Origin of the sequence: Ewingella sp. AOP8-B2-18, from assembly GCF_052376015.1 — a bacterium.
In the GTDB taxonomy this organism is placed as follows: Bacteria; Pseudomonadota; Gammaproteobacteria; order Enterobacterales; family Enterobacteriaceae; genus Ewingella; species Ewingella allii.
Genome location: NZ_JBQSVB010000009.1, coordinates 127,942 through 143,241 on the forward strand (window position 1 = coordinate 127,942; position 15,300 = coordinate 143,241).

Annotated in this window: 16 protein-coding genes; 3 read left to right on the forward strand and 13 right to left on the reverse strand. The window is 54.7% G+C overall.

The genetic code is table 11. From position 1 onward, the window contains the following. Window positions 1–5: 5 nt before the first annotated feature. The gene (gene fklB, locus ACT3RR_RS17505) at window positions 6–626 is read right to left on the reverse strand and encodes a BamJ family beta-barrel-assembly machinery protein (RefSeq protein WP_353500653.1); all 621 of its coding nucleotides are present in this window, start codon (window positions 624–626) and stop codon (window positions 6–8) included. Between the two features lie 298 nt (window positions 627–924). On the opposite strand from fklB, the gene ACT3RR_RS17510 reads away from it, so the two are divergent. Beyond that, window positions 925–1,656, forward strand: a complete 732-nt coding sequence (locus ACT3RR_RS17510; RefSeq protein ID WP_396132281.1) for an OapA family protein — start codon at window positions 925–927, stop codon at window positions 1,654–1,656. A gap of 81 nt (window positions 1,657–1,737) precedes the next feature. Here ACT3RR_RS17510 and rplI read toward each other — a convergent pair whose 3' ends face one another. The 5 genes from rplI to yjfP all read right to left on the reverse strand — a co-directional run bounded on the left by rplI (window position 1,738) and on the right by yjfP (window position 4,098). Next, window positions 1,738–2,190 (reverse strand): 50S ribosomal protein L9, encoded by a 453-nt coding sequence (gene rplI, locus ACT3RR_RS17515; protein WP_100938242.1) that lies wholly within the window; start codon window positions 2,188–2,190, stop codon window positions 1,738–1,740. 39 nt (window positions 2,191–2,229) lie between these two features. Continuing rightward, entirely contained in the window at window positions 2,230–2,457 is a 228-nt protein-coding gene (gene rpsR, locus ACT3RR_RS17520) for a 30S ribosomal protein S18 (RefSeq protein ID WP_002210155.1), read from the reverse strand. 4 nt (window positions 2,458–2,461) lie between these two features. After that, complete coding sequence (gene priB / locus ACT3RR_RS17525; protein WP_353500651.1) at window positions 2,462–2,779, reverse strand: primosomal replication protein N; 318 nt, start codon at window positions 2,777–2,779, stop codon at window positions 2,462–2,464. A gap of 5 nt (window positions 2,780–2,784) precedes the next feature. Continuing rightward, window positions 2,785–3,177 (reverse strand): 30S ribosomal protein S6, encoded by a 393-nt coding sequence (gene rpsF, locus ACT3RR_RS17530; protein WP_017492198.1) that lies wholly within the window; start codon window positions 3,175–3,177, stop codon window positions 2,785–2,787. Between the two features lie 171 nt (window positions 3,178–3,348). Further along, on the reverse strand, window positions 3,349–4,098 hold the full coding sequence (yjfP, locus tag ACT3RR_RS17535) for an esterase (protein ID WP_486031553.1): 750 nt from the start codon (window positions 4,096–4,098) through the stop codon (window positions 3,349–3,351). Between the two features lie 251 nt (window positions 4,099–4,349). Between yjfP and ACT3RR_RS17540 the strand changes: the two genes are divergently transcribed. Together ACT3RR_RS17540 and bsmA are read left to right on the forward strand one after the other, a co-directional pair. Further along, window positions 4,350–6,296, forward strand: coding sequence for a methyl-accepting chemotaxis protein (locus ACT3RR_RS17540; RefSeq protein ID WP_353500649.1), 1,947 nt, complete (start codon window positions 4,350–4,352; stop codon window positions 6,294–6,296). A gap of 96 nt (window positions 6,297–6,392) precedes the next feature. Beyond that, complete coding sequence (gene bsmA, locus ACT3RR_RS17545) at window positions 6,393–6,701, forward strand: biofilm peroxide resistance protein BsmA (protein WP_485901973.1); 309 nt, start codon at window positions 6,393–6,395, stop codon at window positions 6,699–6,701. 3 nt (window positions 6,702–6,704) lie between these two features. On the opposite strand, the gene ACT3RR_RS17550 is transcribed toward bsmA, so the two are convergent. The 7 genes from ACT3RR_RS17550 to hflC all read right to left on the reverse strand — a co-directional run bounded on the left by ACT3RR_RS17550 (window position 6,705) and on the right by hflC (window position 15,300). After that, window positions 6,705–8,336, reverse strand: coding sequence for an isovaleryl-CoA dehydrogenase (locus ACT3RR_RS17550; RefSeq protein ID WP_353500647.1), 1,632 nt, complete (start codon window positions 8,334–8,336; stop codon window positions 6,705–6,707). Between the two features lie 152 nt (window positions 8,337–8,488). After that, complete coding sequence (rlmB, locus tag ACT3RR_RS17555) at window positions 8,489–9,229, reverse strand: 23S rRNA (guanosine(2251)-2'-O)-methyltransferase RlmB (protein WP_034795179.1); 741 nt, start codon at window positions 9,227–9,229, stop codon at window positions 8,489–8,491. Between the two features lie 87 nt (window positions 9,230–9,316). Then, the gene (gene rnr / locus ACT3RR_RS17560) at window positions 9,317–11,860 is read right to left on the reverse strand and encodes a ribonuclease R (RefSeq protein WP_353500646.1); all 2,544 of its coding nucleotides are present in this window, start codon (window positions 11,858–11,860) and stop codon (window positions 9,317–9,319) included. 41 nt (window positions 11,861–11,901) lie between these two features. Next, window positions 11,902–12,327, reverse strand: a complete 426-nt coding sequence (nsrR, locus tag ACT3RR_RS17565) for a nitric oxide-sensing transcriptional repressor NsrR (protein ID WP_034795174.1) — start codon at window positions 12,325–12,327, stop codon at window positions 11,902–11,904. A 250-nt stretch (window positions 12,328–12,577) separates the two neighbouring features. Beyond that, the gene (locus ACT3RR_RS17570) at window positions 12,578–13,876 is read right to left on the reverse strand and encodes an adenylosuccinate synthase (protein ID WP_353500645.1); all 1,299 of its coding nucleotides are present in this window, start codon (window positions 13,874–13,876) and stop codon (window positions 12,578–12,580) included. A 143-nt stretch (window positions 13,877–14,019) separates the two neighbouring features. Then, entirely contained in the window at window positions 14,020–14,220 is a 201-nt protein-coding gene (locus tag ACT3RR_RS17575; RefSeq protein ID WP_353500644.1) for a DUF2065 domain-containing protein, read from the reverse strand. Window positions 14,221–14,304: 84 nt separating this feature from the next. Further along, entirely contained in the window at window positions 14,305–15,300 is a 996-nt protein-coding gene (hflC, locus tag ACT3RR_RS17580) for a protease modulator HflC (protein ID WP_353500643.1), read from the reverse strand.

The following is a 15,300-nucleotide window of genomic DNA, read 5'->3' on the forward strand; positions in this document are numbered from 1 at the left end:
CGCGATTACAGGATTTCCAGCAGCTCAACTTCGAAAGTCAGCGCGCTGAATGGCGGGATGGACGCGCCAGCACCGCGTTCGCCGTAAGCCAGCTCATGAGGGATATACAGCTCCCACTTAGAACCGACTGGCATCAGGGTCAGAGCTTCAATCCAGCCAGCGATAACGCCGTTAACCGGGAATTCAGCTGGCTCGCCGCGCTGCACGGAGCTGTCGAACACGGTGCCGTCGATAAGCTTACCGGTGTAGTGAACGCGTACGCGATCCTGACGACCTGGGATTGGGCCATCGCCTTGCTTGATCACAGAGAATTGCAGACCAGACTCGGTGCTGGTTACGCCTTCACGCTGAGCGTTGGCAGTCAGGAACTCTTGTCCTTCAACCGCCAGAGCTTCTTGACGTTGACGACGCACGGCGTCAGCGCGCTCGTGAACTTCACGAAGAGCACGGTGAACGACGTCAACAGGAACTGCTGGCGTATTCCCTTCCAGCGCATCGCGTAAGCCTGCCAGCAATGCGTCAGGCTCTAAACCTTGTAAACCTGATTCTTGCAATTGTTGACCAACTTGCAAGCCGATACCGTAGCTTGCCTGCGCTTCAACGCTTTCAAATGAAGGGGTTGTCATGAAGTTTCCTTAAATTCTTAAAAAGTCGAAAACGCAGCATAACAGTGTGCGGCTTTTGGGTAAAATTCTCTATGAAGTGGCATGACATCGGCCCGGCATTTTCCTAGATAGGACATGGTTTATTCCGCTAATTCTCTGCAAAGGCATCGTTTGCGTGCTATTTGTGCGTTGTTCCTTTCCGCATCAAGCAGTTAACCAGCTATACTTAGCGGGAAAATCCGACAGAATAATCGGGTATGATTTTTGTTCTGTTAAATCCAGAAGTCGTGCGTTTCAAGCGTAAGAAAGAGAGGTTGTCATGGGCCGAATCCCGCCCAGGAGAAGGAAAGCCATCCGTATGTATCAACCTATGTTGAGATCCTGGATTGCCATTATGAAAAGACCGATGCGTAACGCTACGCCGCAGTCTGAAAGCGATGAACAGCAAGAGCTGCCGCCGCAGAAGCCATCACTGGTGAGCAAAGCCAAGGCGCTGGCGCACAAAGTTTGGCATATGAGTGATAATTTTCACTGGATGTCGCCACTGCCTTACGCGCATCGCCGCTGGATCCTTATTAGCGCGCTGATCGTGGTGCTGGCGCTGTTATGGCCTTATTCACCGCCGAACACCTATGCCCCTTCTCAGCCGCAGCAGTCGACATCTATCCCGATGCAAGCTGACCTGCGAAACGATCAGGGGCGCACCACGCAGCGGGCTCAGCCGCAGCAGCAAGAGATTCAACCTCAACAGCAGGCGGCCACTGAGCCGCCTCAGCCTGTCGCTCAGGACAACTGGCAGAGCTACAGCGTGAAGCCGGGTCAAACCATGGCGCAGCTGTTCCGCGACAACAATCTGGCGGTCAACGATGTCTTCGCGATGGCGCAGGTGGAAGGCAGCCAAAAGCCGCTGAGTAATTTGAAGGCGGGACAGGAAGTGAAGATTCAGCGCAATGCGCAGGGCGCGGTGACGTCGCTACAAATCACTACCGAGCAGAACACGACGGTGCTCTTTACCCGTCAGGCGGATGGGACATATCAGCGCAGCCGTTAACTCGCGCTTTTCAATTTTGCTTTCTTTAAAAAGCAAAACGCCGGCACAAGGCCGGCGTCTCACAGGTTAACCTCAGCGTTATTACGCTTCAGCAACCACAACTACGTTCAGTTTAGCGAATACGTCGCTGTGTACCTGGAACTCAACTTCGTGTTCACCAGTGGTACGCAGAACGCCATTCGGCAAACGAACTTCGCTTTTAGCAACTTCAACGCCAGCAGCAGTAACGGCATCAGCGATATCGCGAGTACCGATAGAGCCGAACAGTTTACCTTCGTCGCCTGCTTTAGACGCGATGGTGACTGAACCCAGTTCGTTGATTTTAGTTGCGCGAGCTTCAGCAGCGCTCAGAACGTCAGCCAGTTTGGCTTCCAGATCTGCACGACGTGCTTCGAAGAACTCAACGTTTTTCTTGGTAGCAGGAACAGCTTTGCCCTGTGGTACCAGGAAGTTACGAGCATAGCCCGCTTTAACGTTAACTTGATCACCCAGGCTACCCAGGTTTGCTACTTTATCAAGCAGAATAACTTGCATTACCTTATCCTCTCAAAGTCGTTAATGGACAGTTGCCGATTACTGATGACGATCAGTGTATGGCAACAGAGAAAGGTAGCGAGCGCGCTTGATGCAACGAGCGAGCTGACGCTGGTATTTTGCACGAGTACCGGTGATACGGCTCGGGACAATTTTACCGCTTTCGGTAATGTAGTTTTTCAGCGTAGCGATGTCTTTGTAATCAATCTCTACAACGCCTTCCGCGGTGAAACGGCAGAACTTGCGACGACGGAAATAACGTGCCATTAGGCTAGTCTCCAGAATCTATCAAATCAATCTGCTCGGCATGTAACACCACTTTGTTCAGTCCATTGCGCCCTTGATGGCAACTAATGAATCCGGAAACAGTGAGTTGCGTGCCGACCGTTATACTGTGAGTTAATGCTTGTGACGCTTGTCCACTGACAACGATGGGCATTCTGCACCATGCTTGTCGGTTAAATCCGGCTTCCTCCTGCTGCGAGCGGTGCTCTAGCACAAACTGGCAGTGGGGTATCCCGGAAGGACTCACTTTACGAATGGGTGCCTTGCACACTGTGCCGGACAACACCAGACGATTCGCCGTCACGGCAATTACTCTTCAGAATCCCCAGCTTCAGAATCATCATTAGCTTCGGCGAAATCTTCACGACGCTCACGGCGCTCGTCTTTCGCTTTAACCATTGGTGAAGCTTCAGTTACCGCGTGTTTTGTACGCATAACCATGCTACGGATAACGGCGTCGTTGAAGCGGAAGTTAGTTTCCAGCTCATCGATCGCTTCCTGCGGAGCTTCAACGTTCAGCAGAACGTAGTGGGCTTTGTGCAGTTTGTTGATCGGGTAAGCCAGTTGACGGCGGCCCCAGTCTTCCAGACGGTGAATCTGACCAGCAGCGTTAGTGATTACAGCACTGTAACGCTCGATCATGCCCGGAACCTGTTCGCTTTGGTCAGGGTGAACCATAAAAACGATTTCGTAATGACGCATCGAATTGCTCCTTACGGATTATTCAGCCTCCTGTCAGGGTCAACCGCGGCCCATGGAAGCAAGGAACGTGTTTGTTGTGCGGTCGAAAAAATGACGCGCAATTATATGTACAGCCAGCGGAAAACTCAAGGAATAAGGCTGATTAATTCTCAGCCTTTGAAAATACGGGCATTAAAGCTGGCGCTCGAAGAAGGCAACCGTCTCATTGAGGGCATAAACGCTGACTTTATGCGTGGCGGCAGGCTCGGCAACAAAGGTCAGGTTCGACCCGTGTCCGCAGGCAATAATGTCTTGACGCAGGCGCAGGCTGTCGGCAAAGGGCACCACGTCATCTTGCTCGCCGTGCCAGATAAACAGAGGTCTATCCGCTATCTGCGCCACTTTGTCACTGACGTCCCAACTCAGGAGCGGCGCGTGATGCTGGCGGAAAGCCTCAAGCTGCTCGGCATCTTCCTGCTGATAATTGGGATAGAGCGTGGCAGATAACGTCGAGAAGTAGCCAGAGCCCATCAGGCACGCCGCCACTTTCACCCACGGGAAGCGCACCAGCGAGGCCAGCGTGGTCATGCCGCCCATCGACACGCCGCCTACCGCCAAACGCTCGGCATCCGCCAGGCCGCGGGCGACAAACGAATCCTTCAGCGTCTCAAGCTCATCAACATTATTTTGCAGAATGCGCCAGAAACTGGCGAGACGCTTCGGCTCATCGCCATCGGCGCGCGCGCCGTGCAGCAGAGCATCCGGCAAAATCACGCGATACCCCGCTTTCGCCAGCGTGTAGCCAAAGTAGGAGTAAATTTCTTTTGAAGAGAGGAAACCGTGATAGAAGAAAATGGTGGGCAGCTGCGCATGGTACTGGCCGGAAGGAACGGCGTGGATCAGCTGAATGCCTTCCACCTCCTCTTGATACATCTCAACCATCTGATTCACTCCCTTAAATAATGGCGATAAGGCGAAAACCCTCGCAAGGCCTCTATTTTAGCCGCCTCAACAAAAGCTACCACTGGCTTTTTGGCATGATTTATAACCAAGAATAAAATCGTGAACTAAGTTAAATATAAATTTCCATGATTTAGATCAAATTTTAGTGAAACAAATCCTTACATTATGGAACTAATCATTTCCCAGCTTTAGCCGTTACTGCGCTATTCAAAAAATAAACGGAAATGACTATGAAAACGGCTAAGCCTTTCTTTTTTCGCAGTTGGAGTATTGGCGCAAAGCTCGCCAGCTGCGCTTCGGCACTGGTAGGGATCCTATTTATCATTATCACCCTTTCTCTGGCCCAATCGGCAGGTAAGCAGATCAACACGCTGGCGATACAGGCGATCAATGAACAGGTCACTGGCGTGGTAGATATGATTGAAATCTATAACAATAGTTTGAATGCGCAGGTCGACAGTTATACGCGCCTTTTCAGCCGATTCCTGCCCTCCGACTTTGAACTTGATAGCCAAAACCCCCTGAAAGTGGGCGACCAGCTGGCACCCACGCTAAAGGCTGGCGGTCAGGTGCTCAACCTGAATACGCAGTTACCTGACGATTTCCTCGAACGCACTGGCGCGATTTCCACCATTTTCGCCCGGCGCGGCAATGACTTCATTCGCATCACCACCTCGCTTAAAAAGCAGGACGGCAGTCGCGCCATGGGCACGCTGCTTGACCCGACCGCCCCGGCATATCGGCAAATCATGGCGGGCCAGTCCTTTAGCGGGCTGGCAACGCTGTTCGGTAAGCAATACATCACCAAGTATCAGCCGGTGCGCGATGCTCAGGGTGGCGTGATCGGCATTCTGTTTGTCGGGGTGGATATCACCAAACAATTTGCCGATATGCGCAGTAAGATTTTGGCTAAACGCATTGGCGCCAAAGGAGAATTCTTCGCGCTGAACAGCGCCGAAGGGAAAAATCTGGGTAACTATCTCATTGATGCACATCGCGAAGGCCAGCGCCCAGCGTGGCCGGAAGGCATGCTGCAGAAAGTAATAAGCCAGCAGCACGGCGAGCAGGAGTATATCGACACCGAAACCCATCGTTCACAATTTATGGTGTACACCAGCATCCCCGAATGGCACTGGATTGTGGCGGGCACCACCGACAGAGACAGTCTGGTTGAAAAGGTCGATCAGACTCGCAACCAGTTCATTGTCATCAGTCTGCTGGCCCTCGCCGCCTTTGCCGTGCTGTTTGTCTGGCTAACCAAAAGAATGGTCAGCCAGCCGTTGAATCAGGTGGTGAAAATCGCCGAGCAGTACGCCAGTGGTAACTTGCTGGCCCGAGCGCAGACTCAGCGGATTGATGAAATTGGCGCGCTGATGAATGCCATCGACGGCATTGGCAACGGGCTGGAGAAAATCGTCGCGGAGGTTCGCCAAGTTTCGGTGGAAGTCAGCGAAAGCACTCAAAGTCTGGCTTCCAACGGCGGCAAGATAACCCAGCAGATTGGCACGCAGGCCAGCAGTTTGGAAGAAACCTCGGCCAGCATGGAGCAGATCACCGGCAATGTGCAGCACAACGCCGACAACGCCTCTCAGGCGGCACGACTGGTGCAGCAGACGGCAGAGGCCGCCACGGCGGGCGAAGATGCCGTCAGGCAGTCCGCAGAGAGCATGGCGGCCATCGAGCACTCGTCGAAGCGCATTGCGGATATCACTACGGTCATCGAGAGCATTGCCTTCCAGACCAATATTCTGGCGCTGAACGCCGCCGTAGAAGCCGCCCGCGCGGGCGAACAGGGTCGCGGGTTTGCCGTGGTCGCCGCCGAAGTCCGCGCTCTGGCGCAGCGCAGCTCCAATGCGGTGAAAGAGATTGAGACGCTGGTCAACGACTCTTTGCAGAAGGTCGACGACGGCCAGCACAGCGCGCGTAAAACGCAGGCCACCATGAGCGATATCTTGCGGGGCATTCGTCAAGTGAGCGCCCTGATGCATGACATTGACGTGGCTTCTCACGAGCAGTCGGCGGGCATTTCCCAAGTCAATGTAGCGATTATGCAGATTGGCAAAGCCACGCAGGAAAACGCCATGCTGGTTGAGCATTCTCACCAGACCACCGAGTCGCTCAGCGAGCAGGGTGAGCACTTGTCGCGAGTTGTCAGCCTATTCAAAATAAGTTCCTAAAAGTGCGATCTCTGGCGAGGGGTGACGTAGCGCCTCTCGCCAGACTCCTCGGCGAAGGGCTACACTGAGGCTATCGCCGATATTTTGGACACTCCCATGAAAACGCCTCCCCTGATTGCCCTGTTTTTTGTTGTCGCCCTCGGCGGCTGTAGCAGCCTGACGCAAACCACGCCGGTTCCGCCACCGGCCCCCACGGCCAAGGCGCAGGAAATCACCCGCGCGCAAACGTCCACCCTGACCAAAATGGGCAGCATTACGGTGGAAGTGATCGGCAGCCCGATGGACGCCGAAGCCGCCGTGCAGCGCAAGGCGGATGCCCAAGGCGCGCGTTACTATGTGATCATGTTTAACAGCGAAACCATCGTGCCGGGCCGCTGGTATTCACAGGCTATTCTGTACCGCTAAACGCTACTCCGCCCCTATGGCGCGGTTAAGCAACTGCTGGCACAGGCGCTCTGAAAGCAGGCTTTCGCCGCGCTCGTCTAAGGTCATTTGGCACCAGGCATCGGCAATCGGCGGCGGGGAAAACTCCAACATCTGCGCGGCAGTAAACAGATTAAATAGCTGCGAAGTCAGCCAGCGCGCCTGCGCTTCATCGGGAGAACGCAGCCTTTGAAGCAACTGTCGTGCGGCGCGGTCAAACCAGCGATTCTGCCCGCGAGACTGATGTAAAAACTGCTGCACCAGCTCGCCGCTGTCGGGCACTTTCTTCAGGGTTCTCAGTACGTCAAGGCACATGATATTGCCAGAGCCTTCCCAAATGCTGTTGACTGGCATCTCGCGATACAGGCGCGGCAGCTCGTTCTCTTCGCAATACCCCACTCCACCCAGCGTCTCCATGGCTTCGGCCACAAAAGGCATGCCCTGTCGGCATACTTCAAACTTGGCCGCAGGCGTCAGCAGGCGATACAGCACCTGCTCGCTAACACTCTCCGCCGCGCCGCTGGCGGCCGCCAGCCGCAGCAAAATTTGGGTTTGCCCTTCAAGGCGCAGCGCCATGCGGCTCACCACTTGGCGCATCATCGGCTGATCCACCAGCGACTTACCAAACGCCTGCCGCTGGAACACGTGGTAAAGCGAAACAGAAAGCGCCCGGCGCATCATGCCATGGCTGCCCAAGGCGCAGTCAAAGCGCGTCTGGCCGCCCATCTTGAGGATATGGCGAACGCCGTCGCCCTCCTCCCCCAGCAGCCAGCCGGTGGCGTTTTGGAACTCCACCTCGCTGCTGGCGTTGGAGCGATTGCCCAGCTTGTCTTTCAGGCGCTCGATGCGCACCGCGTTGCGCTGCCCGTCGGGCAAGACGCGGGGTAGGAAGAAGCACGACAGCCCGCCGTCGGCTTGGGCCAGCACCAAGTGAGCATCACTCTGCGGCACGGAGAAAAACCACTTATGCCCGACCAGCCGATACGCCTCGCCGGGGCCGCGCGAGGCCAGCGGCGTCGCCTTAGTGGTGTTGCTCAGCACGTCCGAGCCGCCCTGCTTTTCGGTCATCCCCATGCCAATCAGCACGCCCTTCTTCTGGTCGCCGGGCAGCAAATGAGGGTCATAGCGGTCAGAAAGCAGCGGCGTGAGCCACTGTTTGAACTCGGCGGGCAGGGTTTTCTTGAGCAGCGGGATCGCGCCAAAGGTCATGGTTATCGGGCAGAGCGTGCCCGCCTCCACCTGCGCGTGAAGCAGAAAACGCGCCGCGCGCGCCACCGAGGAGCCAATCCGCGCCTCATCCTCCCACGGTAGGTTATGCACGCGATTGGCAATCAATCCCTGCATCAGCAGGTGCCACGCGGGGTGAAAGCGCACCTCGTCCAGCCGCTCGCCGGTCGGGTCATAGCGCAAAAGCTCGGGCGGGTTAACATTGGCCAGTCGCCCAAGCTCCAGCGACTCGGCCGAACCCAGCTGTTGACCAAGGGAGGCCAGCACGTCGGCGTCCCAGCCGGCATGGTGTCGGCTTACCGCTTCGCGCAGAGGGGAGTCAGAAAGGAATAAATTGCTGTTGCTGAGCGGCTTCGGCTGATTAAAAACTCGATGGGTTTGCCAGTCCATAATGTTCTCCATGACTGTAAAAGGGCCACGTCGTGATGGGATCAAGTATGGTAAAAATCGGGGAATTAACCGGCGGGTAGATCACAAAGGCAGGAATGCAAAACGGGAGCCTGTTGGCTCCCGTTTAATTATCAAAGACTTAATCCGAAAGATTAGGCTTTAAGCGCGCGCTGGCGCACAGCTTCGAACAAGCAGACGCCAGTCGCCACTGACACGTTCAGAGAAGAGACGGAACCGGCCATTGGGATGCTGATCAGCTCGTCGCAGTGTTCGCGAGTCAGGCGGCGCATACCTTCGCCTTCGGCACCCATCACCAGCGCCATTGGGCCGGTCATTTTGCTCTGATACAGGTTGTGGTCGGCTTCACCGGCGGTGCCGACGATCCAGACATTGTGCTCCTGCAACACACGCAGGGTGCGTGCCAGGTTGGTCACGTTGATCAATGGCACGTTCTCTGCCGCGCCGCTGGCGACTTTCTTCGCCGTGGCGTTTAGCTTGGCAGAACGGTCACGAGGAACAATCACCGCGTGAACGCCCGCCGCGTCAGCGGTACGCAGGCAAGCACCCAGGTTGTGCGGGTCAGTCACGCCGTCCAGCACCAGCAGGAATGGGCTGTCGAGGCTTTCAAGCAGCGCAGGAAGATCATTCTCCTGATACTGACGCCCTTCGCGCACGCGGGCGATAATGCCCTGATGCACCGCACCTTCGGACTTCTCATCCAGCCATTGACGGTTTGCCACCTGAATCACAATGCCGCTGGCTTCCAGCTCATCGATCAAGGGTTTCAGGCGTTTGTCGTCACGGCCTTTCAGGATGAAAACTTCCAGAAAGCGCTGCGGATCGTTGTCGAGTAAGGCTTTAACGGAGTGAATACCGTAGATAATTTCGCTCATGATGCTCTTTAAAATAGACTTGCGGACAGCATGCTGTCCGCAATTAAACATTAAACAAGGTTGCGGGCGATTCTATCACCCGTCCGGCTAGCTGTCAGACTGCTTTTTCTTTGCACGCTTGGCTTTAGTGGCGGCGGCAATTTTCTGCGTTTTGTCAGAAGGCTTTTTGGCCTTCTTCGGCTTACCGTCTTTGCCCGTCGCCCCTTTAACAGCCCCTTTATCTACAGGGGCTACAGCGGCATCTTTCGCGGCTTTTTTCGAACGCGCGGGTTTGGCTGGCTTACCGTCTTCCTTGCGGAAAGCGCTGTCCGGCTCGAAATTCACCCCTTTCTTGCCCGTGCGGCGGCGACCGCCGTTGGCCGGGCCGGTTGGGCGCATGGCGCGTTCACCCGGTTTCTTCGCACGGTCGCGGGCAGTTTTACCTTCGCCACGCGGTTTGCGCGTGCTGGACACCAGAGCAAAGTCGATTTTGCGCTCGTCCATGTGCACAGCTTCAACGCGGATTTCGACGGTATCGCCCAAGCGATAAACCATGCCGGAGGACTCACCAATCAAACGCTGACCGATGTTGTCGTAACGGTAATAGTCATTATCCAGCGTGGAGACGTGCACCAGCCCATCGATGAACAGGTCGTTGAGGCGCACGAAGAAGCCGAAGCCGGTGACGCTGGCGATAATGCCGTTAAACACTTCGCCCACGTGGTCTTGCATGAAGTCACACTTCAGCCAATCGGCCACGTTACGCGTTGCTTCATCAGCGCGGCGCTCGGCCATCGAGCAGTGCTCGCCCAGTTGCAGCATGTCTTCGTAATCACTGTGCCAGCCGCCGGTTGGCGTCCAGCGCTCTTTCAGCGTGCCGTGCTCTTTCGCCAGCAGGTACTTAATCGCACGGTGCAGCGCCAGGTCAGGATAGCGACGAATTGGCGACGTGAAATGACCATAAGATTGCAGCGCCAGACCGAAGTGACCGCGGTTTTCCGGATCATAAATCGCCTGCTTCATTGAACGCAGCAGCATGGTTTGCAGCATTTCGCGGTCAGGGCGATCCGCCAGCTCATCCATGATTTGCGCGTAATCTTTCGGCTCAGGCTTCATGCCGCCGCCCATCACCAGGCCTAACTCGCCCAGCACGCTTTTCAGCGCGGAGATGTGGTCGTCGCTTGGACGGTCGTGGACGCGGAACAGCGCCGGCTCGTTGTGCTTCTCAACAAAGCGCGCGGCGGCGATGTTCGCCAAAATCATGCACTCTTCGATCAGTTTGTGGGCATCGTTACGCACGGTCGGCTCGACGCGCTCGATACGGCGCTCGGCGTTGAAGATAAACTTGGCTTCTTCCGTTTCGAAGGCAATACCGCCACGCTCTGCACGCGCCTGATCCAGCACTTTGTACATGGTGTGCAGCTCTTGCAGGTGTTTCACCAGCGGGCTGTACTGCTCGCGCAGCTCTTCGTCGCCGTCGATGATGCGCCAGACTTTGTTGTAGGTCAGGCGAGCATGGGAGCTCATCACCGCTTCATAGAATTTCGAGCCGGTCAGCTTGCCCTGCGCGGAGATGGTCATCTCGCAGACCATGCACAGACGGTCAACCTGCGGGTTGAGCGAGCACAGGCCGTTGGACAGCACTTCCGGCAGCATTGGCACAACCTGCGACGGGAAGTAGACAGAGGTCGCGCGGCTGCGGGCTTCGTCGTCCAGCGCGGTGCCGTGACGCACGTAATAGCTGACATCGGCGATAGCCACCCAGAGACGCCAACCGCCACCGCGTTTTTTCTCGCAGTATACGGCGTCATCGAAGTCGCGGGCGTCTTCCCCATCAATGGTGACCAGCGGCAATTTGCGTAAATCGACGCGGCCTTTTTTAGCCTCTTCCGGCACCTGCTCGCTCAGGCCTTCAACCTGCTTGAGCACCTGCGGCGGCCAGACGTGAGGGATTTCATGAGTACGCAGCGCGATATCCACCGCCATGCTGGTGCCCATTTTGTCGCCCAGCACTTCAACAATTTTCCCCACGGCTTTGGTGCGGCGCGTTGGGCGCTGGGTCAGCTCGACCACCACCATATAGCCCATGCGCGCGCCGTTAATGGCGTCGGCTGGGATCAGGATGTCGAAGCTTAAACGGCTGTCGTCCGGCACCACAAAGCCTGCACCGGCGTCGGTGAAGTAGCGGCCAACGATTTGGCTAGTTTTCGGTACCACCACGCGCACGATACGGGCTTCGCGACGACCTTTACGGTCAGTGCCGATAGGCTGCGCCAGCACCACGTCGCCGTGGATGCACATTTTCATCTGTTCGGCAGAGAGGTAAACGTCGTCCTTTTTCACGCCTTCGAGGCGCAAGAAGCCGTAACCATCGCGGTGGCCAATGACCGTGCCTTTCAGCAGGTCCAGGCGCTCTGGCAGTGCGTAACACTGGCGGCGAGTAAAGACTAGCTGGCCATCACGCTCCATGGCGCGCAGACGGCGGCGCAGTGCTTCCAGCGCTTCTTCGCCGGATAAATTCAGTTCATTGCCAAGCTCTTCGCGGCTGGCAGGGGTTTCACGTTTAGCGAGATGTTCAAGAATAAATTCACGACTTGGAATAGGTGATTCGTACTTCTCTGCTTCTCGTTCCAGGAATGGATCTTGTGACATAGCGGTTCCTCCGTTGTCATCAGCAGTTTGTTGAAACTCTTTCATTCAACAAGCAATAATTTGTAGAGCGATGAATTGTCTTTGACCATGTCAGCCAAAGTATATTGATTCAGCTCATCAAGAAAATGTTCTACAGCAGTGTGTAATACCTGCTTAAGTCGGCACGCTGGCGTGATGTGGCAGAAATCTTGGGCGCAGTTCACCAGCGTCAAAGGTTCAAGCTCACGCACTACGTCGCCAATAAGGATAGTTTCTGCTGGCTTACCCAGCTTAATCCCACCGTTCTTACCCCGCACGGCTGTGACCAATCCAGCCCGGCTTAACTGATTGATGATTTTCACCATATGGTTACGCGATACACCATAAACCTCGGTGACCTGTGAAATATTGGTCATCTGATCATCTGGCAGTGCCGCCATGTAAATCAGTGCCCGCAAACCATAATCAGTAAAACTCGTTAACTGCACACATACCTCTGGGTAGTAGTTTACCCGTTCTTTCTCTTTCGACGATGACAACAGGGTTAAGAAGATTATTTAAATTAGCGTGTTGATGATAAACCAGCGATGAAGTTCGCGGCTAATCATTTAGATAGTGGATGGTTTATGAGAAGTACACAAGCATAGGCGGGCAGAAAAACTTTACTCTATACAACAAAACCGGGCACAAGGCCCGGTTTGGATTTCATTGCGGCGTTAGCAGCAAACAGCCGGGCTGTTATGCGTCAAACGGGTCGCGCAGGATCATGGTTTCGCTACGATCCGGACCAGTCGAAATGATGTCGATTGGCACTTCAGTCAACTCTTCGATGCGTTTGATGTAGTCCAGCGCCGCCTGTGGCAGCTTGTCTACTTGCTTCACGCCGAAGGTGGTTTCTGTCCAGCCAGGCATGGTTTCGTAGATTGGCTCAATGCCTTCCCAGCCTTCTGCTGCCAGCGGGGTGGTGGTCATTTCGCGGCCATCTGGCATACGGTAACCGATGCACAGTTTGACTTCTTTCAGGCCATCCAGCACGTCCAGCTTGGTCAAGCAGAAGCCAGACAGGGAGTTGATCTGCACCGCGCGGCGAACAGCAACGATGTCCAACCAGCCACAACGACGGCTACGGCCAGTGGTTGCACCAAACTCGTTACCTTGCTTACGCAGGTATTCGCCAGTTTCATCGAACAGTTCAGTAGGGAACGGACCTGCACCTACGCGAGTGGAGTAGGCTTTAACGATACCCAGAACGTAATCAACGTAACGTGGACCAATACCAGAACCGGTAGCAACGCCGCCAGCCGTGGTGTTAGAAGAGGTCACGTATGGATAAGTACCGTGGTCGATGTCCAGCAAGGTGCCTTGTGCGCCTTCGAACATGATCAGGTCGCCACGCTTACGCGCGCCATCCAGCAGTTCAGACACGTCAACAACCATTCCGGTCAGGATGTCAGCGATAGCCATCACGTCGTCCAGAGTCTTCTGGTAATCAACGGCTTCTACTTTGTAGTAGTTCACTAACTGGAAGTTGTGATAATCGATGATTTCTTTCAGCTTGATCGCGAAAGTTTCTTTGTTGAAGAGATCACCTACGCGCAGACCGCGACGAGCAACTTTATCTTCATAAGCAGGGCCGATACCACGACCGGTGGTGCCGATAGCTTTATCGCCACGCGCTTTTTCGCGCGCCATGTCCAGAGCGACATGGTAAGGCAGGATCAGCGGGCAGGCTTCAGACAGTAACAGACGTTCGCGTACAGGGATGCCACGAGCTTCAAGCTGGCCCATTTCTTTCATTAAGGCGTCAGGCGCCAGTACAACACCGTTGCCGATGATGCTGGTGACGTTTTCACGCAAAATGCCAGAAGGAATTAAATGAAGAACGGTTTTTTCACCGTTAATAACCAGAGTATGACCAGCGTTGTGACCGCCCTGATAGCGCACAACATATTTAGCCCGTTCGGTCAGCAGGTCGACGACCTTGCCCTTCCCTTCGTCACCCCATTGAGTGCCGAGTACGACGACGTTCTTACCCATCTCAAGAATCACCAGGTTGCTTAAAAAAGGATTCTAACATCTCAATCCGCGGTTTCCAGCACTTTTAGTATACGATTGCGTGAAATTTTTCCATTTCCTGCTACGCGCCAAATTCAAAAGTGACGCAGGTTAGTCACAAATCTTTAGCCACCGGCCTGATTCCGCAACATGTAGTAAATAACGAAGCCGGCAACCACAAGAGCGCCGCCAAAACGCCGTAAAACGCTATCGGGCAACTGGGTCATAGATTGAATCATTTTTCGCCATCCTTTTGGGTAAAGCATCGGTCCTAACCCTTCCAGAACCAGAACTAACCCCAGCGCTAACCAAATGCTCGAATTCATTTTTGCTCTTTTCTCAGTGAATTTACTGGCTCATATAACACAAAAGGCCCCGTTAAGGGCCTTTTGATTATCAGCAAAACCTGATTATTTGGTTTTATCTGGAGACTTCATGAAGCGGAAGAAATCGTTGTCCGGGCTCATCACCATGACATCGTTACCGCTGCTGAAGCTCTCTTCGTAAGCACGCAGGCTACGAATGAAGGCGTAGAAGTCTGGATCCTGACTGAAGGCATCAGCAAACAGCTTAGCGGCTTCTGCATCACCTTCACCGCGAGTAATACGCGCAGTACGCTCAGCTTCGGCAACCGTACGGGTTCTCTCGTAGTCAGCCGTTGCGCGCAGTTTTTCAGCTTCTTCCAAACCTTGGGAGATGTGGCGCAATGCAACCGCGTTACGTTCAGCACGCATACGGTCGTAAATGGCGCTCGACACTTCCTGTGGCAAGTTAATTTGCTTCAAACGCACGTCGATAACCTGAATACCCAACGCTGCCATACTGTTTGGATTCACCGCAGGCTGTTCGCCGCTGGTTTCACGCTCAACGCGTTTAGCTACCGAGGCAATCGCATCATCAGCTTCGGTGGTCGCTTCAACTTCTTCAGCAGAACCGTTGTTCAGCGCGTCGCGAACGTCCAGCGTCAGACGGCCACGTGAGTCAGTCACGATGTCTTTAACATCCAAACGACCGATTTCAGAACGCAGACGGTCACTCAGTTTACGTTTCAACAGCACTTCTGCCTGAGAGACGTCACCGCCGCCCGTTGCCAGATAGTAACGGCTGAAATCGCTGATACGCCATTTCAGATATGAGTCAACGATCAGGTCTTTCTTCTCGCTGGTCACGAAACGGTCAGCCTGGTTATCCATGGTCTGGATACGCGCGTCGAGGGTTTTCACCGACTCAACAAAAGGTACTTTGAAGTGCAGGCCTGGCTCATAAACCAAAGGTTTATTTTCGCTATCACGAAGAACCTTGCCGAAACGCAGCACGATACCGCGCTCGCCTTCCTGAACCACAAACAGTGAAGCATAAAGCGCCACCAGCACCACAACGACGATAAGTAAAAATGACTTACGCAT

Excerpts from the sequence above, each read along its gene's own strand:
- ACT3RR_RS17570 (WP_353500645.1), bottom strand. The coding sequence starts at position 13,876 with ATGGGTAAGAACGTCGTCGTACTCGGCACTCAATGGGGTGACGAAGGG.
- fklB (WP_353500653.1), bottom strand. The coding sequence starts at position 626 with ATGACAACCCCTTCATTTGAAAGCGTTGAAGCGCAGGCAAGCTACGGT.
- rpsF (WP_017492198.1), bottom strand. The coding sequence starts at position 3,177 with ATGCGTCATTACGAAATCGTTTTTATGGTTCACCCTGACCAAAGCGAA.
- rpsR (WP_002210155.1), bottom strand. The coding sequence starts at position 2,457 with ATGGCACGTTATTTCCGTCGTCGCAAGTTCTGCCGTTTCACCGCGGAA.
- hflC (WP_353500643.1), bottom strand. The coding sequence starts at position 15,300 with ATGCGTAAGTCATTTTTACTTATCGTCGTTGTGGTGCTGGTGGCGCTT.
- rplI (WP_100938242.1), bottom strand. The coding sequence starts at position 2,190 with ATGCAAGTTATTCTGCTTGATAAAGTAGCAAACCTGGGTAGCCTGGGT.
- rnr (WP_353500646.1), bottom strand. The coding sequence starts at position 11,860 with ATGTCACAAGATCCATTCCTGGAACGAGAAGCAGAGAAGTACGAATCA.
- bsmA (WP_485901973.1), top strand. The coding sequence starts at position 6,393 with ATGAAAACGCCTCCCCTGATTGCCCTGTTTTTTGTTGTCGCCCTCGGC.
- rlmB (WP_034795179.1), bottom strand. The coding sequence starts at position 9,229 with ATGAGCGAAATTATCTACGGTATTCACTCCGTTAAAGCCTTACTCGAC.
- ACT3RR_RS17575 (WP_353500644.1), bottom strand. The coding sequence starts at position 14,220 with ATGAATTCGAGCATTTGGTTAGCGCTGGGGTTAGTTCTGGTTCTGGAA.
- ACT3RR_RS17540 (WP_353500649.1), top strand. The coding sequence starts at position 4,350 with ATGAAAACGGCTAAGCCTTTCTTTTTTCGCAGTTGGAGTATTGGCGCA.
- yjfP (WP_486031553.1), bottom strand. The coding sequence starts at position 4,098 with ATGGTTGAGATGTATCAAGAGGAGGTGGAAGGCATTCAGCTGATCCAC.
- ACT3RR_RS17510 (WP_396132281.1), top strand. The coding sequence starts at position 925 with ATGGGCCGAATCCCGCCCAGGAGAAGGAAAGCCATCCGTATGTATCAA.
- ACT3RR_RS17550 (WP_353500647.1), bottom strand. The coding sequence starts at position 8,336 with ATGGACTGGCAAACCCATCGAGTTTTTAATCAGCCGAAGCCGCTCAGC.